Origin of the sequence: Paenibacillus canaveralius, assembly GCF_047238265.1 — a bacterium.
Taxonomy (GTDB): Bacteria; Bacillota; Bacilli; order Paenibacillales; family NBRC-103111; genus Paenibacillus_F.
Genome location: NZ_JBDFMM010000001.1, coordinates 468,689 through 486,289, shown reverse-complemented (window position 1 = coordinate 486,289; position 17,601 = coordinate 468,689). Strand labels below are relative to the sequence as shown.

Below are 17,601 nucleotides of genomic sequence, written 5' to 3'. Positions count from 1 at the left end.
TTTCTACATGCTTCCTTTGTAATAAGTTCCATTCCTTAAATTTCGATAAAGTTTTTCCGGCTGCAAATGGCCCGCAGGCATGCAAAAAAACGGAAAGCCGCGGGCCATCCGTTTTCATCGTCTCCGTAATTCATAGTATATGCGCCGGTTCAAGCATGCCCTTTATTAGTCAAATTCAGCAGCGCGACACCGGCAATAATGAGAATAATTCCGATCACTCCGGCAACGCTCAGTTTCTCTTTCCAGACCAGAAAACCGAGGATAGCGGTAAAAGCGGTTCCCACTCCCGACCATATCGCGTAGCTGAGACCCAGCGGCAATGTTTTGAGCGCCATGGACAAGCAGTAAAACGCCGTTCCGTAACCGAGGATAACGCCCGCGCTCGGCAGCCATTTTGTAAAGCCTTCCGAAGATTTCAGCAGGCTGGTCGCAATAATTTCACCTATAATGGCAACGGCCAAATACACATATCCCATTTCCCTTAAACTCCCCTGTAAAATTTATGTAGCTCCCATCTCATCATTATACCGCAAATTCACGCAAAAAATAAAAACGGCACCGGCCGTATAGGCCGATGCCGGTTCAACCGGTAAGCTCCGGTGTTGGTGTTCCCTGCCGTTAATTCCCGACGGGAATTTTAAACTGGGCTTCCGGGATCCACTTCTTGGCGTAGAAATCCCGCCCTTGAATCGATACCCGGTCTTCGTACACTTCTACGTACAAGCCTTCGCTTTCCTTGGCGTCCTTTAGCTTCTCTCCACCTTGGCCGTCGGAAGTCCACGGACGTTCCACGGACGAGGAATTGACCATCGTGAACTTGTCCTTCACCAAAGTGTTCGGCTGCCGGAGCTCCCAGTGCGTATGGCCGCTGAAAAAAATCACCTGCGGATACTTCGACAAAATGCTTTTCAGCTCCTTATGCTGGACGACCGGACGCTGGTTAGAGGCTACCGACGTTCCGGCTACCGTTCCGGGAAGCGGCTGATGCAGGAAGACGAAAATCGGCTTCCCCGATTCCCGGCCGTGCTTGGCAAGCGATTGTTCCAGCCAGCTCAGCTGCTCCTTGGAAAGATAAGCGTCCTCCATATTGTCAGGGTTGGTCTGGCGGTACTGCTCCGAACCCAGGAATATAAACGGGTAACCCTTGATTTCCTCTTCATAATAGACCTTCTTCTCTCCAGTAAAAGACAAAAATCTTCCGATGGAAGCCGCTTCGGTCTCTTTATTGGGAAAGCTGTTCGGACTCCAGTTTCCTTTCGCGTTCAGCCAAGCGGAATAAAATTCATGATTGCCGATAGTGGCGAAAGTTTTTGCGGGATGCGGGGCGCTTTTCATCAGCTCGTTAAGCCTCGTGTAATCACGGGCGGAGCCGCCGGTCAAATCCCCGTTGATCACCAGAGCGTCGGCATTCGGATTAACCCGGTTAAGGTCTTCGAGAGCTTCCGTAAACTTACGCTGGGATTCTTTCTTGGAGGCGTCGACATGCACATCGCTGATTACCGGAAAGGTCAGCACCGGCTTGTCCGCTCTTTCTTGTACCGCACCCGCGGGAACGGTGGAAAGTACGAGCAAACTCGCCGACAAAAGAAGCGTCAAACCTGCTTTATTCTTCATACACATTCCCTCCATTTCATCTTAGGACGGGGAGAAAAGGTCAAGTCAGGAGGGGCTGAAACGCTCTGCGGCGGAAAAGAAAGAAGCACGTTCAAAAGAGACCGTGCCCCCATCCGGTTTGTGCCGACGGCGTCTGAACAGTATTGCAGGAACAGTTCCCGCCGTCTTTATAGGTGATGAGACAATCATTGTGTCTGACTCTGGTCCCATTCGTTTCTCTATATCATTCTCTCCGCTCTATCCGATTTCTCCAATTACCGCAGGTCTCTCTCCTCCTACGAAAAAGCGGCGGCATAGAACCGCTGCTTGTGTCAGGCTCCACCTTTTCTCCCTTATAATTGGAAAATCATAACTTTTAGTACCCGTTCCGAATGAAAGGTAAACCCTTATGTTCCGCGGGATGGGAACTTTCCGCCATCCGAATTGTGCCTTTATTGATTATATAGATTCCCGGCAAAAAAAGACACCCTTGCGGATGCTCTCGGATAGGATCTTTCCGATAACCGGTCCGCGTGTTCAGCAGCATGGCTTTTTATGCACAAAAAAAGCGCGGTTTCCGAGTAAGAAACCCGGCGCCTATATGCCGTTAACCGCCGAATATCAGGTTTGCCATCCAGGATCTGGGCGCCCCTAAAGTTGCTATAGCGGAAAATATATGGTAAAATGAGTTATACGTATATTTTTAGTTCTAAGTTCACATATTACAAAGGATATCACGGAATGGGTGCACTTTGTAATGTGTGGACTTTTTTCCTAAAAAGATATGGGTAAATCTTTAAATTTCCGGGAGGTTTTACAAGCATGGAAACAGGAACAGTTAAGTGGTTTAACGCTGAGAAAGGCTTCGGTTTTATCGAAGTTGAAGGCGGCAAAGACGTTTTCGTTCATTTCTCCGCGATTCAAGGCGAAGGCTTCAAGTCCCTGGACGAAGGCCAACGCGTCCAATTCGACATCGCTCAAGGCAACCGTGGTCCACAAGCCGAGAACGTTGTTAAACTGTAAGCAACTACACAAACTTATAGAAGGAACTGCCTTTCCTAGGATTAGGCAGTTCTTTTTCATGAACTTCTATAACCTATACGGTCTTGCGTAGACTATAGAGAAGGCCGACTATCTGAAGGAGGGTCACTATGCATTATTCCAAAAAGAACATGGAACCTGTTCCAGAAGAAGAGATCACCGTTTGGGCGTGCAGCCAAGAAAGCTGCGTATGCTGGATGCGGGAAAATTTCTCGTTTAATCAAGTCCCTCTCTGTCCGATTTGCAAATCCGAAATGGTTAAGCAAGTCAAGATGCTTCCTGTGCTTACAAACCACAACCATAACGCCCTGGGTTAACACCGTCCCGTTTCATTAAAAGTCAGCAAAAAAGCCGAGACCTTCAGGTCTCGGCTTTTTTGCGTTGTTCGGGCCGGTTTGGCGCGGTCGCTGCGGTGCGGCGGTGATGCAGGCCGGGCAAGCCGGCACGAATAAGGGCGAAAGCGGTCATTCGGGTTTAAACCGAAGGGACCCGCACGGCCGGCACGAGCAGGAACGGGGCCGGCTTCCCTACCGCCGTGCAGGTCCTACTCGTCCCGGGACTCGCGCGCGTCGGGATGCGAATCCGTCCGGGCCCGGCAAGCCGGCTCTGGTACGGCCATCGGCCGGACTAGCCGAGCCGCTTCGTCGGCGTAAACGTCAGCGGCAGACTGCTCACGCCGTGGACGATAAACCCGCGGGCGGGCGTCAGCGGCTCCCGGTCCGCCCGGGCCAGATCCGGCAGGCGCTCCAGGATGGCCTGAAGCGCTACACGCGCTTCCAGGCGGGCCAGCGGAGCGCCGAGGCAGAAGTGCATGCCGTGGCCGAAGGCGATGTGCGGGTTCGATTCGCGCGCGATATCGAACTTGTCGGCATCGGCGAATTTGCCGGCGTCGCGGTTCGCCGAGCCCATCCAGGCCACGACACGGCTGCCGGCCGGGATCACCTGGCCGCCGATCTCCACGTCCTGCGCGGCGGTGCGGAACATCGCCTGCAGCGGCGACCGGAAGCGAAGCACCTCCTCGATCGCGGACGGCAGAAGTTCCGGCTGTTCACGCAGCTTCGCGAACTGGTCCGGGTTGTCCAGCAGCGACAGCACGGCGTTGCCGATCAGGTTCGTCGTCGTTTCGTTGCCGGCCACCAGCAGAAGCGCGCAGAAGGAGAGAATATCGCCTTCGGAGAGATGCGTGTTGGATTCTTCGGCGGCAAGCAGCGCACTGATGAGATCGTCCCGGGGTTCTTCGCGCCGGAGGGCGATGATTTTGCGGAAATAGTCGTTCATTTCCTCATGCGCTTTCTGCGATTCGCTGTTGGTCGCTCCGACGACGGAATCGGCCGACGCCACAACTTCATCCGACCAGTGCTTGAACTGCTCGCGGTCTTCGCTCGGAATTCCGAGCATCTCCGCAATGACGATGACGGGCAGCGGGTACGAGAAATCGCGGATCATATCGATGCGGCCCGTTTCCGACACTTCGTCGAGCAGCTCGTGAGTAATCGCCGCAATACGCGATTCCAGCGCGGCGACCGCTTTGGGCGTGAACGCCTTGCTCACCAAGGTCCGCAATTGAGTATGCCGGGGAGGATCCATCGTAATAAGGCTGAATCCGCCTTCCCGGCTCTCCCCCTCCGTCCCTTCCTCAAATTTGGGGCGATGCTCGGAAGAAAACCGTGCATGGTCGAACAGCACTTGTTTGACGTGCTCGTAGTCGAAAACCGACCAGATTCCGAGCGGTTCCATAAACATGACAGGCTGATTTTGACGAAACTGCGCATACAGCGGATAAGGATTTCTCAAAAAGTCCGGTGAAAAGAGCGTATTCATTTTATACCGCCTCCAAAATAAGATTTCGAGCGTCGACCGTTCTCGGGCTAGGCTTGTTGTTTTGTCATCTATGTCCCTGTAACAGGGTTACCGTTTATCGTTACATTCACCGTTTATCCGTTCCCAGGGCCAGCCGCAGCTGCGAGGCCATCTCATCCAGCGCCTCCTGTGCGGCAGGGACGAACTTGTGGAAGTTCGCAAAGCCGTGAATCAGAGTTTCGTAGTTCTTGTACACGACTTCGACTCCCGCCTGGACAAGCTTGTCCGCATAAGCCTTGCCGCTGTCCCTGAGCGGGTCGTACTGGGCTGTCACGATCATCGCGGGCGGCAGTCCGCTGAGATCTTTATGATGGATGGGATAAGCATACGGGTTCTTCACTTCTTCCTCCGTATTCAAATACTGCTTCGAAAACCATTCCATCATCTCCGCCGACAGCAGGTAGCCTTCCTTATTCTCGCGCAGCGAAGCCGGGTCCTCTTCGAGGAAACCCGCGGCCGGATAACAAAGCAGCTGGTACACGATTTCCGGGCCGCCCGCTTCTTTTGACTTGATGCAGGTAACGGCCGCGAGCGTTCCTCCCGCGCTGTCGCCGCCGACGGCGATTCGCGCAGGATCGATGCCGAACTCTTCCGGACGGGAAGCGATCCGCTGAAGAGTCTCGTACGCGTCGTCCACCGCCGCCGGAAACTTGTGTTCCGGTGCAAGACGGTAATCCACGGAAATGACCCGGGCATGAACCGAGTTCGCCAAGTTCCGGCAGATGGAGTCATGCGACTCCAAATCCCCGACCACAAAGCCGCCGCCGTGAAAAAAGACAAACACCGGCCAGGGCCCCCGGCCTTCAGGCGTATAAATCCGGACGGGAATATCCCGCCCCTTCAGCGGAAGCTTCCGGTCCTCTACTTCCTTGACCTCCTCCACCCCGAAAGTGAAGGCGGCATTTCCCGTCCCTTTGCGGAGATCCTCCGGCTTCAGTTCCTCCAAAGACGGCAGCGGATGTGAATTCATCTGTTTAAGCATCATGGCAATACGCGGATCCACCGGCATAACGTTTCTTCCTTTCGAGTTAAGCGTTCCCCTAAGGAAAACAGAGCACAATAGGGGACAAAAAGGACCAGGATACAATCGCACGATCGGATACGGACTTCAATATTTGGTTTCACAGTGAAATATTTAAACACGGAACATTTCACTTATCTAAATGTTAATTGGCGGGGAACCGAAAGTCAAATTTAAGGTGTCCCCTAATTTTCACAGGATTTTGTCCGCTTGATTCCCTACGAAAAACAGCCCGCTCCGGCTTGTCCGGAACGAGCTGTTTATGTTTCGGTGCATCTACGGGGAAGAGGCTTATGCTTGCCGGGTTGATTCGGATTTTGCCGTGACCGTGAGAATCCCTTCCCGTGGAACAGAAGCGGCTTCTCCGGCCCGGTCCGGTCCGGCCCGCCCGCCACTGGGGCCAAGTCCTCACTCCGCGACAAAACGCCACGGATAGTCCACCGCTTTGGTAATACCGATCCGCGGTGTGACGAGAACCGGGCCCGCGGGCGGGGTTCCGCGCTCCAGCGACAATCCTGCCGGCGGAACCGCAAGAAGATCGCAGCCGTTCAGATCGCGTGTGATCCCGAGGCCCTGGGCCAGCTTGCCGGGACCGTTCAGCAGGTTCCGGTCCGGGGCGCCTCCGCGGTTGCCGCGGATCAGCTCCAGCCCCTCCAGGGGCCTGGCCGCACGCAGCAGCACCGCGCCCACTCCGCCCGGCTCATGGGCGACCACGTTGATGCACAGATGCATCCCGTAAATGAGGTATACGTACAGGCGTCCCGCCTCGCCGAACATAAGCCGGTTTCGCGGAGTAACCGCCCGGCTGGCATGACTGGCGGGATCGTCGGAGCCTCTGTAGGCTTCCGTCTCCGTAATCGCGACGCGGATCAGACCCGCCTCCGTCTGCCGGACAAGCTCGCACCCGAGCAGTTCTTTCGCTACCGTAACGGTATCGCGTTCCAGAAATGACGCGTCCATTTTTACCGCCCCCTTTAGCTCCCGTATTTCTCCTGCCACGCTTCGCTCCAATCCGGAAAAGAAACGGAGTGGACTTTTTCCAGCGTTTTACCGTCCAGCGACCAGCCGCTGCCGTCCGTTTCGTTTTGATCCTGAGGAAACGATGTCCCGCCGAACGGCTCTCCCTCATTTTCGTACACATAAACGTCAACCTTTCCTCTGGAAAGCGGGTGGCCATTGACGACAAATTTTTGGACACGGATCATTTTTCCCAAATAGCGATCCGGGTCTACGGACTGGAGACCCCAAACTATTTTACCCGGTAATTTCTTAAGCACATCCTTCGTAAGTTCGTAGCTTTGGACTTCCCCCTCGTAAGACAAAACGCGGTAGCCTTTGTCCTCCAGATAGCTTTTGGCCAAACTGAGCTCCCGGGGGACCCTAACTTCCCCGCTGCCGTTACATGCTGCCAGCAAAAGAAGAATGAGGAGCGCGGCCCATCCCGTTTTCAAGGAAATCCCTCCTTTTCGGCGCTTGAAGCGGCTTACCGGCGTTCTTTTTAACGCTGCAAAAATCAGGCCCGCCGCACAGGTTACGCCCCGGTCCCGGCAGACGCCCGGTTTACGGCAGCCTCTCTTTTGCATATATAAACAGAAAGAAGAGCAGGAGCTCCGCTGCGAAAGGAGGCAGGTGCGGTGCGGCTTAACCCGAAGAAACGAAAACGAATCCGTAGAACGTTCCATTCAGGCACCCTGCGTGTTCTCCAGGCAAAAACGGCCGTTTTTGTCACGTTTTCCGATGGAATCCGGCGCACTTACGGCAATCGCGACCAGGACCCTTCCTACGGCCGGGTACGCATTCCGGACCCCCGCACCGTGTCCTACATCAATCTGTTCGTAAACGCGGTGCTCCAGCCGTCCGGCGTATACCGGGTAAGCCGCGGAAAGTTGAAACTCCGCTCGCCCGAAGTGCCGGAAAAAGGCGTGCCGATTATGCTGCAATTCGTCACGATTCTGGGAAAGCACTCCCGCGGATGCCGGGGGCGAAAGACCGCGACACGCCGCCGTTTACCGCATAAGGTAAGGTAAACAAGCAAAGAGGTGATTACGCATGCCCCCATCTTTAATCAAGCTGTTCGTTGCGGCGAGCAGCGTCATTTCGGGAACCGTCACCACGACGACCACAACGGCCGTGAGCGACAGCGTGAGACGGTTCGATGCGGTCGTGACCGCGCCGATGATCGACGCGGGCGCAGGCACGACGACGATCCCGGACACAAGCTTCCGGGACGATTCCGGTACGGCCCTGGCCGCAGGCGCCCTCCCCGTTCCGCCCGCAGGCGGTTACTATAACCTGTATGCGAACGGCATGCTGCAGGAAGGGGATCTTTCCACGCTGTCCGCGACAAATCTTGTCATCGCTACGGCCGCTCTGCTTCCCGGAACGCCCGTAATCGTGGAAATTCACGACTATACCGGCACGACGTCCGTTTCCGCGTCAACGCCGAACTTGACCGTAACGACAACGATGAATACTTGATCCGTCCCCCATCCCTGCGGGAAACGTCCGGCCAAGCAGTACGGCGGATTCCTCTTGGATGGGGGATTTTTTTTAACGGACCGACCTCTGTAATCTTTGAAGCTCCGACCAGCCGATGAGACGGATTCCTTCGGCGGCAAGGAGTTCTTTTATGACGGGATCGCGAAAAAGGCGGAATTCCCACTCGCGCTTCTGCCAATGAGGGTTGATCGCTTTCAATTCCTCGGTGGGCAGAGCCGGATGAAGAATGAACTCCGAGACCCCGGGCTTAAGAGCCCTCAATAGCTCCATAACGGTTTCCCGGAAGCTTTCGTAGGTTTCCCCTTGTTCCGTATGAAAAGGAAGGCCCAGCAAATAATCCAGAATCACCACGCCTTTGGCATCGGCCTGAGCCGCGCGCAGCCCGGCCAGCTTGGCCGCTTCGGCCGGCACCTCCAGTCCCATGTCCACGTAACGGGGAATGCGGAAAGGAAGCCCGTAGGACGCGCATATATCAAAGACGATACCGAGGAAATCCCGCCCGGTGCCCAGGCCGTACAAGCTTCCCATGTGATTGTCCAGATGAGTCGGCATAACGCCCATCCTCATCGCCAGCTCGATCTGGCTCACGATCTCCGTCCGCACCTCGCCGGGATCGGCTCTCCGCTCGAATGACGCGGAATCCGCGGGAAAGTAACCTTCCTGCGTAACGAGCGACGCGACGCTACCATGCCGGGTTACCGGCCCCCATTTGTACGGCGCCCATTCGCTCGTAAATGTCAGGTGGACGCCCACATCCGCCTGAGGATGGACGGCCGCCCATTCCGCGGCTTCTTTGGCCCAGCCGCACGGCATCATGACGGTCGCCGACGAGACGGCCCCCTCGGACAGGAGCAGTGCGATTCCTTCGTTCGCGGCATGACACATGCCGTAGTCGTCCGCGTTGACGATAAGCAGTTTTTCATCCGGGCGGTAGCCCAGCGCTTCCGCAAGACTCATCTTTTCCCCTTCTTTCCGAAAGTAAAGATTGACGAAATCAGTTTTAGTACTATATAGTAGTAATATGAAAACGACCAAACGAACTTCCAACCGGGACAAAGCCCTGGATACCGCCGAACACCTTTTTCTGACAAAAGGGTTTCTCCTTACCAGTATGGACGAAATTGTAGCCGGGAGCAAAGTATCCAAAACGAACATTTATTATCATTTTAAAAGCAAAGAGGAGCTGCTCGGGGCGGTTACGGAAAGACTCGTCGGGCGTTACGAGGAGCTGATCCGCGAAGCCGGCTCCCGGAGCGGACCGGCTGTCCCGCAGAAAATAGCGATGATCGGCGAATTGCTGATGCAGAAAGAGGACGACTTCCTCGGAGGCTGCCCGTTTCTGACCCTGTACGTCCAGACCTCAAGAGAGGCCGGATTCGTGAGGGAAAGGATCGGACGTTTTTTCCGGGAACAGACGGTGTACCTCGAAAGGCTTCTCGCGGACGGCGTCCGCAGCGGAGAGCTGAAAGCAAGTCTGGAGCCGGGTCCTGCGGCCGCTCTGATCATGTCCGGTATAGAAGGCGCGCTTTTCCTCCAGCATGCCAGCCCTGATTCCACTTATATGCAACAAGTGCTTCCTGCTTTAGCCCAGCTGCTAAAGTAATTTTTTTAATCATTTTTAGTACTGATTAGTAGTATTATTATTTAGAAACAGAGGTGTTTATGAATGGCTCATATCTTTATCACCGGCGGAACCGGCTTTATCGGCCGGCACGTTCTCCGGGCTTTATCCCTTCCGGCGAATGGGGAACCGCATCAGCTTACCGTCCTTGTCCGGTCTCTCACCCGCTTCGATTCTATTCTGCAAAAAGAGGGACTGGCGGATTCCCCGCACATCCGTCCCGTGAAAGGCGATCTGTCGCTGCCTTCGCTCGGGCTGGACGATACCGGACTGGAGCTTGCCGGGCAGGCGGAGATTCTCCTGCACATGGGCGGTCCCATGGACATCGGGCTGGGGCCGGAGGAAGCCGAGAGCGTATTTTTCCGCTCCAGCGGAGAGATGGTGTCTCTGGCGAAACGCATCCGCAAAGGCGGGGGACTAAAGCACTTTATTCACCTGGTAGGCTTCAAGAGCCCTTATCACGAAAAAAACACCGATCCTCCCGAACATATCGGGCATCCCGGCGAGCCTCCTTACGAGAACCGCAAGCTGGCCGCAGACCTGTATATCCGCAAGGAGCTGTACCGCGAAGGAATTCCGCTCTCCGTCGTGAATCCCAGCGTCGTGATCGGGGATTCCGTCACCGGCGTTACGGAGCAGACGGGGGGCCTCGGCATCCTGGTCGACTCGGTCCGGCGCGGTCTGATGCCCCTCTCTCCCGGCGGTGCCGGACACTGGCTGCCCATGGTGCACGCCGACCATACCGCCGCATTCATCGCGGCGCTGGTCCGGGAAGAAAAGCCCGCGAACGGCACCTATTTTCTGCTGGACGAAAAAAGCGGCAGCCCCGATATGCGCGAGCTGGCGGCTATGATCGCCAAAGAAATGCGGGTCCGAAAGCCTCTCGGCGCGATGCCTCTTCCCCTGCTGATCAAGGCTTTGGGAACAAAATGGGGACGAAAAACCGGCATTCCCGCGGAATCCTTGAGTTTTATCGCGGATGCCGATTTTCCCCTCGCCTCCAAACAAGCCCTGGAGCGGAAATACGGGCTGGAGACGGGGCTGAACGGGGAAAGCCTGCCCTACACCGTCGCCGATCTGGATTACCGGCTCTCCCACGGGGAAGCGGGCCTGCCGGATACGGGATTCAAACCGGACCGGCTGGGCAAGCTCGCCGTGTGGTCCCGCCCGGAGGGCACCGGTATCCCGATCGTGCTCCTGCACGGGACTTTCAGCGGGGCTCTCCCGCTGCTCCCGGCCGCTTCCCGGCTGACCGGCCATCCCGTGTACGCCGCCGATCTGCCGGGCTTCGGGCGCTCGCCCTATCATCATGGCCGGGATGCGGTCGCCGGGTATGTCGAGGCGGTCGCCGAAGCCTTGCAGGAGCTGGGACAGCCCGTTGTGCTGGCCGGCCACTCCTTCGGAGGGCTGATCGCCGCCAAGGTGATGGAGCGGCTGCCCGGCCATGTCCGCGGGGCGGTGCTTCTGCAGCCGGCTCTGCATCCGGTCCGGCCCGTGCCGGGAGCGTCCGTCCCTTGGCTCGCCGGAGCCTGGCTGAAGCGGATGACGGAGCGGCAGTTCGTCCGGAAGCTGCTGGAATCCGGCAGTTTTGCGGACGAGGAAGACATCCCGCAGGAGTACGTGCGCTACGTGCTCCGGGATTTGGCTTCGCCCCGTGTCCGCAAAACGAACGCGGACCTGCTGGCCGCTCTCGGTAACGCAGGGACGTTCGGCCTGAGTCCCGGGAAGTGGGACGCGGGCAAAGTCCGCCTCGTCTGGGGCGGACTCGACCGGCAGTACTTTCTGCCGCCCGCTTTCCGGCATCTGCCCGTTACGGAAATCCGCGCCGGGCATCAGTTTCCGCTTTCTCATCCCGGACGGACGGCCGAGCTGATTTTGGAGGCGGCCCGGGGATGACGCGAAAAAGGATCACAGCTTACCCGCGGGCTGTGATCCTTTTTTGTTTCAGTTGACGGCCTGCGGGCCGCCGGGCAGAGACGCTTCCGTGACCCTGAATTGTGTCGCGGCTTCGATTTTTCCGAGATAAGGCGCGGTCGCGGCCGTATAGATCGTTTTTGTTCCCCCGCCCAGCTCCTGCAGGGAAATCGTGCGCCGGAGAACGAGACCGGGGGGCCTCCCCGGAATCCCGCCGTTCTCGTTCCATGCCGTTTGGAAGGTATGAAGCGGCAGTTGACGATGATCCAAAACGACCGAAATCTTCGGATACGTTCCGGTAATACCGGGTACGGGCTCCTTCAAGCCGGGAAAGTGCACGAGAAGCTCAAAAACACCGGCATTCCGGTGGTTCCTTACGGGACGAAGCAGAATGAGAGCATCCGTATAAACGAGACCCGGTGACCTTCCGGAGGAGCGGTTTACTTGAAAATCGGCGATTATGCGCGGAATGGCCGCCTGAAACTCGGCTATCTGCCGCAATTTTTGAAGAAGGGGGGCGGCGTCCGAAAACAAAGTCCGGTAGAATGCCTGCAAATTTCTTATTGGCACGGCTTCCCGGATGGCACTCACGATAAGCTCCGGTGTCAGGACGACGTCGAGCGGAATGAGGGGATTGCCGCCCGGGACCGGAATGAGTCCTCCGCCGATACCGGCGTTTTTCAGAATTTTATCCAGCGCTTCGCCGAGGTTTTCATTCCCCGTGAAAATTCCTCCCAGGCCGCCTCCGAGCACATCGCCTAGACCGCCTCCGATGGCGCCCCCTAACCCCCCTCCGATCGCATCCCCTATGCCGCCTATATTTCCTAAACTTCCGCCCAAACCGCCGTATCCGGCAGGTCCGCCGGAGAAAAACGGTCCGCTGAGCGGTCCCGGAAGCTTGATCGGCACCTTGATGCTCAAATTCAGGTTCAGATTCGACCGCTTGAACTGCTGAAAAATCTCTTGAAACACATAATCCGTGAAGGCGGGGAAATTGCCTTGGCCCGTCATCGTATCGGCTACCTTCCGAGGGTCCAGGTTAACTTTGCCCAGTTCGTTCATGATCGGGTTCATTACGGCTTCGGGAAGCAGACTGTTGATAGCCGCGTCTACGCCGTCCCCGACGAGGGATTGGATTTGCTTAGGCAACCGTTTTATGACCTCATCGGCCTGCCCCCGTATAATACGCCTGAGGGGCTCCGTCAGGACAGACCGGATGAAGTTTTGAAAGTTCTTCCAGGCCTCGCTGAGAACACGGCCGAATAGTTCGAACAGCGCCCGGAGTTCCTGCGCAAGAACTTCAAGAAATGCTTGAAGCACGACCGCGATGATTCGTGAAGTAAACGTGGTGGCTCTCGTCAGCAGGATTTCCAGCAGCGTACCGGCCAACTTCTCCAAATCGCCGCCCCTCGGTGTCCAGTCCGGTTTCCGCAAATTTTGAAGAAACGAAGCGGTAGAACCGGCATCTATAGGGGTGAAGATAACAAGCATCTGATCGAATGCCCTCTGCGGTATAAAATCCGCCAATTGAGCGGCCGCCTCCCTGAACCCTGCCTGTAAAGGCGGGATAAGAAACCGGTTGACCGGCCCTGTCAAATCGAGCAGCCTGACGACATTCGGATTCGACAGCTGATTGGCCGCTTCATTAAGCAGTCCGCCGAGCTGCCCTTGTATATGCATGGTAATCCCGTTGAATATGCGGACAAGGGTTCTTCCGGCAACCGCGAGCAGCGCGGAGGAAAGGGCTTCCCGGACGAAGGTCCGATCATAACCTCCCTGATTCAAGACATAAGGAAGCCCGACACCGGCCGCGATTTCAAGCGCGGGAATCAGACCGTTTTGTAAAATGACGCCCATTTCCCCGCTCCCGGCTGCGGTTTGCTTGACGGCTTGCACAAAAGCCAGCGACTCCAGCTGCTGTTCCGCAAAGGCTTGGAGTCCGGAGGTCAGCCCGGCCAAGAGAACCGACGGGTCGGAGCCGCCGTTATAGCCGAAGATCGCGGCTGCGCTCGCTTGAGGATCGCCCGGAAACGCGTTTTGAAAAATGTTCAGCACAAGGCGTATCTCTTCCGAGCGGGAAAGGAGGGCATCAAACGTCGGCTTTGCGGTTAAATAGGCTGCCAAATCCGATTGAGAAAGAAGCGTCCCCGGACTCCGGCCCAGTGCGGCATTAATCACATTTGCTATGTTTTCAGGCGCCTGTACTTCCAAAGGCCCGGTGAACGGATAGAGCGTGGGCTTGCTCGCCATATGTTTGGTTAACGCCGATAACAGGTTCGCGGCCGCCCACTGCTCCGTGCCGTTCACGCCTGTCTCCGCGAATCTTTTCAGCAGCCAGCGCTGTCCTTCCGTGATGATAACCGCGATGCTTCGTTCACCGGCCTTCTCCTGCGGCAGCTCTCCGATTTCGTAAGCGAGCCGTGAACCGATGATTACGGGAGCCTCAAGAGAGCGGATCAGGCCCGGCGTCCCCGAACCTGCGGAAGCGATTATTTTGGTGATGGCGGCTTCCGCATAACGGGCGATCAGTTTGCGCGGATCATCGAAATTCACCTCTACGAATGCACGGTATCCGCCGCCGACTTTAAATCCATACCCGGCTTCGCAAACATACTGAAATCCGGGTTTGCCGAATTCGCCATTCGCCAGAAAAGTTCCGGAGGCGACTAAATTGGCATAGGCCATAATTGCCACGGCCGCTTGTGCATGCAGCTCTCCCTGCAGCGTAATTTCCTGGAGAAAAAGCTCGAACATCTCCATCGGAGCACCCTGCATATCCGGCATTCCCCCGACAGCGTCCGTAAGATCCTTGACGGAGATTCTTGGCCGCAGGCCGATCCCTGCCGCAAGACGGGCAACCGCCTGAAGCCGTACCGCTACGCCGGCCTCTTCAAACAAATCCAGCGGCGCCTGCGCCTGCGCGCGGAAAACCGCTTCCCCGCCGACTTGGGCAAACACGGGCACATTATTCATTTTGGCGACGAACGATTCTGCAGCACCCGCTTTGAAATCAATTCCCCGCCGGCGCTCATTGGAATACTCGACCTTCCGGCCGCCTTTTACTTGGCTCCACGAAACGACGGAACCAGACTGATCGCTAAAAATTTGCCGGTCGGGTTGAGTCTCTGGCAACGACGATCACTCCTTTCTGTTTTCGCGTTCCTACGTTCCATTATATGGAATTTGTTTTTATTCATGTTTACCGGTTCCCGTCTTCAACCGTTCTCCGATCCTACGGTTGTGCAGGGCGTTTGTCCGATATGTACCTTTTTCTGCGGCAAAAAAAACCCTGCATCCGCATATCGGCGGTGCAAGGGTTTAGTAAGGGCCGGCGGCGCGTTAACTTTCCGGAGAAGTTTGTGCGGCACCGGCCCAATGATCCGGCACCGTCTTCGGCGTACGGCCCGGGATCAGCCTGCCGCCTTCGCTGTATCCTTCTTCCCGGCCTTTGAGCTCGGCTGCGAGCCTCTTCTCCGGCTTGTTCTCCAAACGGGACGAATGTCCGGCCGGTTATTTATTTTTCGCGTAAAGCCAGTTGTAGTAGCCCGCATGCTTGATTTCGTCCGTCATGATTTCGAATATCCAATCGCGGTATTCCGGGCGGATGTTCAAATAGATTTTTCTGTACTTTTCGAACGCCTTAAGCTCTCCGAGCAAAGCTTTCTCGATCCCTTCCAGATAACCGGCCGGCAGGTTCTCCTTATTTTCCGAACCTGCGGGCGCATTCGTTCCCGTTAAAGCCGTATACAGCTTACGGAACATCTGCCTGTGCTTCCGCTCGTCATCGCGGATTCCCGTGATGATCTCCTTCTCCTGCCGGGTAGGGGCTTCACCGATCAGGAAGTCATAAAAAAGCTCGTCGTTTCTCTCCCCTTGAATAGATTCAAGAATAAGCGCGATAACTTCGGCATCTTTCGGGTTGTACCGGTACGGATAAAGAGTTGAATATAATCGGGCGGCACCCGGAACGTACATGTTGATTCCTCCTTGCAGACTTCTGCTTGGAATCAGGATATTCAATCCGGAGGAATAGGTGAAAGCCCTGCCTTATCGGGAGGATTACGGAAGCCGGTCTCTGTACGGTCCGAAACCGGTCATCACGTCCGTTTTTGGCACGCCTGCGCCGGAGGCACATATGCTGTACAATAATGGCTTGCGGGATAAGGGTGAAAAACATGGACAATGAAGACGGTAAGCGGATTGTCACGTTTATCATTGTGATTATCATAGCCTCTGCCTTTATAGCAGGGTTCGGAAAAGAAGAGGGTGGAGGTGTTACCGGCACGGTTATAGTATAAAACGGATGGTGACGATCCATGAAAAGAGGGAATGGGACTGCGGGCGGGAACGGCGGCGTATTCGGCGGCAGAAACGGTAACGGCACTAAAAACGGCAGCCAAAACGGCAATGGCAATGGCAACGGCAACGGCAAGAAGAAAAAAGAAAGCAGGCTTACTCCGCAGCAGCTTGCGGTCGTGGTCGGGCTGCTTACGAATTCCCTCGAAGTGTTATCCGTGCTGATAGACAAGGATCAGAGAATTGAAATCGTACTGGAGGGCTCGATCCGCAAAAAAACAGAAGCGGACCGGGTTGCGGAGGAACTGGAGAACATCAGCGTGGCTGAGCTCATAGAAGCGCTGATAAGGAGAGGCTGACGAATCCGCGGGAAGAAGCCCCCCGGCGCACCGGGTTTGTCTCCGTATGAACGCGGCAGACATGCTTCAATCAAGGAGCCTGAACCGCTCCAGCTGATCGTGAATGCCTTCTTTCCGTAAAATTTCTTTCTGCCTGGGGCCGATCAGATCAAAATGAGGAAACGGGGCCCGGTTATGAATGTATCCGGGATTCAGTCCGTGAGAAATGCACCAGTCGGACAAGCGGCCGAGGTCGGAACAGCCGACTTTCGTAACCGTCGTACTGCCGGGAAAGCGCGGGTCCAGCCAGTAATGTGTCAAATACGCGATGTCTCCTCTTGAAACCGCCTCTTTCCAGCGCTGCAGTTCCTCTCTTTTCACTCCGAAAGCCAACCGGTTCTTCCCCTTTCCGGGCATGATTATGCGTGCCATACGGGCTGTACGGACTGTACGAGCTGTACGGGCTGTAAAAGCATGGCGGCCGCGTCAATCCAGAAGCTAATTATACCGCAAAAAACCGCCGGGCAACATACGCCCGGCGGTTATCCGCGATACGTTTCGCTTCGCCGTCAATCGGCGGCCGCCCATGCATCCGCGGCGGCATGCAAATAATAAGCCAAGCCGGTCTGCTGGCTCTCCAGCATGTGCCGGTGAAAATCGTCCGTCATAAAAAACTTCGTCTGGTTAACGTAATCTTGCGGCCCGAATGCGTGCCCGGCTTTGTTCAGGAAATCCAGATGATCCCGCAGCAGCGTCCGCACGTCTTCGTGATCGAACTTGATGCCGTTTTTGAGTGCGGCGGCCATTCCGTCCGTAAACCGTTTTGCCTCCGCCGCCTGCTCGTTCAAAGCCTCCACGTCGATCGTTCCCTTCTCCAGAAGGTCGTATCCGTACGTTTCTTTCAAATATTCATTCTGCTCCGACAGCGCCTCTTTCCATTCCTCTTCCTTGCCGAATCCTTTGAACATGTCAGCCATCTCCATCCATTCTCCTTCCGAGGCATGCCGGATCGACTCCCGCAGCGTATGAAGAAGCTGCTCCAACCGCGCTTTCCGCGCCGTGAGCAGTTGTTCCTGCTCCGACAAAACAGCCGGCCGCTGCGGCTTATCTTCCAGCACCCTCCTGATTTTTTCCAGCGGAAAATCCAGTTCCCTGTAAAACAAAATCTCCTGCAGGCGCTGAAGCTCCTCCATCCCGTACAGCCGGTAACCCGCTTCACTGATTTCCCGGGGCGGCAGAAGTCCGATTTTGTGGTAATGGTGCAGAGCCTTTACCGTTACACCCGACACCTGTGCGGTTTCCTTAACGGTCAAGAGTTTATCGCTGCGCATGGTATTCCTCCTTTCCTGTCAAAGTCTAAAGGCTCCTCCAAGAGGAGGGTCAAGACGAATCTTCAAAAAAATTTTATACATTTTAAC

19 protein-coding genes are annotated in these 17,601 nt (G+C 56.0%); 7 read left to right on the top strand and 12 right to left on the bottom strand.

Annotation, left to right across the window (positions count from 1 at the left end):
* Positions 1-149: 149 nt before the first annotated feature.
* Positions 150-476, bottom strand: coding sequence for a DMT family transporter (locus ABC395_RS02185; protein ID WP_103996563.1), 327 nt, complete (start codon positions 474-476; stop codon positions 150-152).
* Between the two features lie 142 nt (positions 477-618).
* Positions 619-1,614, bottom strand: a complete 996-nt coding sequence (locus ABC395_RS02180; protein WP_413000398.1) for a metallophosphoesterase family protein — start codon at positions 1,612-1,614, stop codon at positions 619-621.
* An 801-nt stretch (positions 1,615-2,415) separates the two neighbouring features.
* Between ABC395_RS02180 and ABC395_RS02175 the strand changes: the two genes are divergently transcribed.
* Positions 2,416-2,616, top strand: coding sequence for a cold-shock protein (locus ABC395_RS02175; RefSeq protein ID WP_217560382.1), 201 nt, complete (start codon positions 2,416-2,418; stop codon positions 2,614-2,616).
* A 128-nt stretch (positions 2,617-2,744) separates the two neighbouring features.
* Complete coding sequence (locus ABC395_RS02170; RefSeq protein ID WP_009674668.1) at positions 2,745-2,951, top strand: cold-shock protein; 207 nt, start codon at positions 2,745-2,747, stop codon at positions 2,949-2,951.
* Positions 2,952-3,261: 310 nt separating this feature from the next.
* Here ABC395_RS02170 and ABC395_RS02165 read toward each other — a convergent pair whose 3' ends face one another.
* The 4 genes from ABC395_RS02165 to ABC395_RS02150 all read right to left on the bottom strand — a co-directional run bounded on the left by ABC395_RS02165 (position 3,262) and on the right by ABC395_RS02150 (position 6,966).
* On the bottom strand, positions 3,262-4,455 hold the full coding sequence (locus tag ABC395_RS02165; RefSeq protein WP_413000397.1) for a cytochrome P450: 1,194 nt from the start codon (positions 4,453-4,455) through the stop codon (positions 3,262-3,264).
* A 106-nt stretch (positions 4,456-4,561) separates the two neighbouring features.
* Positions 4,562-5,503, bottom strand: a complete 942-nt coding sequence (locus tag ABC395_RS02160; protein ID WP_413000396.1) for an alpha/beta hydrolase — start codon at positions 5,501-5,503, stop codon at positions 4,562-4,564.
* A 420-nt stretch (positions 5,504-5,923) separates the two neighbouring features.
* Entirely contained in the window at positions 5,924-6,475 is a 552-nt protein-coding gene (locus tag ABC395_RS02155) for a DNA-3-methyladenine glycosylase (RefSeq protein WP_413000395.1), read from the bottom strand.
* Between the two features lie 14 nt (positions 6,476-6,489).
* A complete protein-coding gene (locus ABC395_RS02150) occupies positions 6,490-6,966 on the bottom strand; it encodes a hypothetical protein (protein WP_413000394.1) in 477 nt (158 codons plus the stop codon).
* A gap of 183 nt (positions 6,967-7,149) precedes the next feature.
* Here ABC395_RS02150 and ABC395_RS02145 point away from each other — a divergent pair, with 183 nt between their 5' ends.
* Complete coding sequence (locus ABC395_RS02145) at positions 7,150-7,542, top strand: DUF4183 domain-containing protein (RefSeq protein WP_413000393.1); 393 nt, start codon at positions 7,150-7,152, stop codon at positions 7,540-7,542.
* A gap of 22 nt (positions 7,543-7,564) precedes the next feature.
* On the top strand, positions 7,565-7,993 hold the full coding sequence (locus ABC395_RS02140; protein WP_413000392.1) for a DUF4183 domain-containing protein: 429 nt from the start codon (positions 7,565-7,567) through the stop codon (positions 7,991-7,993).
* A 72-nt stretch (positions 7,994-8,065) separates the two neighbouring features.
* Here the strand turns inward: ABC395_RS02140 and ABC395_RS02135 are convergent, their stop codons facing one another.
* On the bottom strand, positions 8,066-8,971 hold the full coding sequence (locus tag ABC395_RS02135; RefSeq protein WP_413000391.1) for a polysaccharide deacetylase family protein: 906 nt from the start codon (positions 8,969-8,971) through the stop codon (positions 8,066-8,068).
* 64 nt (positions 8,972-9,035) lie between these two features.
* Here ABC395_RS02135 and ABC395_RS02130 point away from each other — a divergent pair, with 64 nt between their 5' ends.
* Positions 9,036-9,617: a TetR/AcrR family transcriptional regulator gene (locus ABC395_RS02130; RefSeq protein WP_413000390.1), complete on the top strand. Its 582-nt coding sequence runs from the start codon at positions 9,036-9,038 to the stop codon at positions 9,615-9,617.
* Positions 9,618-9,680: 63 nt separating this feature from the next.
* Entirely contained in the window at positions 9,681-11,531 is a 1,851-nt protein-coding gene (locus ABC395_RS02125) for an alpha/beta fold hydrolase (RefSeq protein WP_413000389.1), read from the top strand.
* A gap of 48 nt (positions 11,532-11,579) precedes the next feature.
* On the opposite strand, the gene ABC395_RS02120 is transcribed toward ABC395_RS02125, so the two are convergent.
* The 3 genes from ABC395_RS02120 to ABC395_RS02110 form a co-directional block, all read right to left on the bottom strand.
* The gene (locus tag ABC395_RS02120; protein WP_413000388.1) at positions 11,580-14,681 is read right to left on the bottom strand and encodes a hypothetical protein; all 3,102 of its coding nucleotides are present in this window, start codon (positions 14,679-14,681) and stop codon (positions 11,580-11,582) included.
* 207 nt (positions 14,682-14,888) lie between these two features.
* Positions 14,889-15,038 carry a hypothetical protein gene (locus ABC395_RS02115; RefSeq protein WP_413000387.1) on the bottom strand — a complete coding sequence of 50 codons (150 nt, stop codon included), beginning with the start codon at positions 15,036-15,038 and terminating at the stop codon, positions 14,889-14,891.
* A gap of 21 nt (positions 15,039-15,059) precedes the next feature.
* A complete protein-coding gene (locus ABC395_RS02110) occupies positions 15,060-15,524 on the bottom strand; it encodes a ferritin-like domain-containing protein (protein ID WP_413000386.1) in 465 nt (154 codons plus the stop codon).
* Positions 15,525-15,865: 341 nt separating this feature from the next.
* Between ABC395_RS02110 and ABC395_RS02105 the strand changes: the two genes are divergently transcribed.
* The gene (locus ABC395_RS02105) at positions 15,866-16,204 is read left to right on the top strand and encodes a hypothetical protein (RefSeq protein ID WP_413000385.1); all 339 of its coding nucleotides are present in this window, start codon (positions 15,866-15,868) and stop codon (positions 16,202-16,204) included.
* Between the two features lie 66 nt (positions 16,205-16,270).
* Here the strand turns inward: ABC395_RS02105 and ABC395_RS02100 are convergent, their stop codons facing one another.
* Both ABC395_RS02100 and ABC395_RS02095 read right to left on the bottom strand, forming a co-directional pair.
* A complete protein-coding gene (locus ABC395_RS02100; RefSeq protein WP_413000384.1) occupies positions 16,271-16,576 on the bottom strand; it encodes a hypothetical protein in 306 nt (101 codons plus the stop codon).
* 176 nt (positions 16,577-16,752) lie between these two features.
* Positions 16,753-17,514 (bottom strand): MerR family transcriptional regulator, encoded by a 762-nt coding sequence (locus tag ABC395_RS02095; RefSeq protein WP_413000383.1) that lies wholly within the window; start codon positions 17,512-17,514, stop codon positions 16,753-16,755.
* Positions 17,515-17,601 lie beyond the last annotated feature (87 nt).

Excerpts from the sequence above, each read along its gene's own strand:
- ABC395_RS02160 (WP_413000396.1), bottom strand. The coding sequence starts at position 5,503 with ATGCCGGTGGATCCGCGTATTGCCATGATGCTTAAACAGATGAATTCA.
- ABC395_RS02135 (WP_413000391.1), bottom strand. The coding sequence starts at position 8,971 with ATGAGTCTTGCGGAAGCGCTGGGCTACCGCCCGGATGAAAAACTGCTT.
- ABC395_RS02105 (WP_413000385.1), top strand. The coding sequence starts at position 15,866 with ATGAAAAGAGGGAATGGGACTGCGGGCGGGAACGGCGGCGTATTCGGC.
- ABC395_RS02175 (WP_217560382.1), top strand. The coding sequence starts at position 2,416 with ATGGAAACAGGAACAGTTAAGTGGTTTAACGCTGAGAAAGGCTTCGGT.
- ABC395_RS02170 (WP_009674668.1), top strand. The coding sequence starts at position 2,745 with ATGCATTATTCCAAAAAGAACATGGAACCTGTTCCAGAAGAAGAGATC.
- ABC395_RS02180 (WP_413000398.1), bottom strand. The coding sequence starts at position 1,614 with ATGAAGAATAAAGCAGGTTTGACGCTTCTTTTGTCGGCGAGTTTGCTC.
- ABC395_RS02165 (WP_413000397.1), bottom strand. The coding sequence starts at position 4,455 with ATGAATACGCTCTTTTCACCGGACTTTTTGAGAAATCCTTATCCGCTG.
- ABC395_RS02110 (WP_413000386.1), bottom strand. The coding sequence starts at position 15,524 with ATGTACGTTCCGGGTGCCGCCCGATTATATTCAACTCTTTATCCGTAC.
- ABC395_RS02185 (WP_103996563.1), bottom strand. The coding sequence starts at position 476 with ATGGGATATGTGTATTTGGCCGTTGCCATTATAGGTGAAATTATTGCG.
- ABC395_RS02155 (WP_413000395.1), bottom strand. The coding sequence starts at position 6,475 with ATGGACGCGTCATTTCTGGAACGCGATACCGTTACGGTAGCGAAAGAA.
- ABC395_RS02140 (WP_413000392.1), top strand. The coding sequence starts at position 7,565 with ATGCCCCCATCTTTAATCAAGCTGTTCGTTGCGGCGAGCAGCGTCATT.
- ABC395_RS02095 (WP_413000383.1), bottom strand. The coding sequence starts at position 17,514 with ATGCGCAGCGATAAACTCTTGACCGTTAAGGAAACCGCACAGGTGTCG.
- ABC395_RS02125 (WP_413000389.1), top strand. The coding sequence starts at position 9,681 with ATGGCTCATATCTTTATCACCGGCGGAACCGGCTTTATCGGCCGGCAC.
- ABC395_RS02130 (WP_413000390.1), top strand. The coding sequence starts at position 9,036 with ATGAAAACGACCAAACGAACTTCCAACCGGGACAAAGCCCTGGATACC.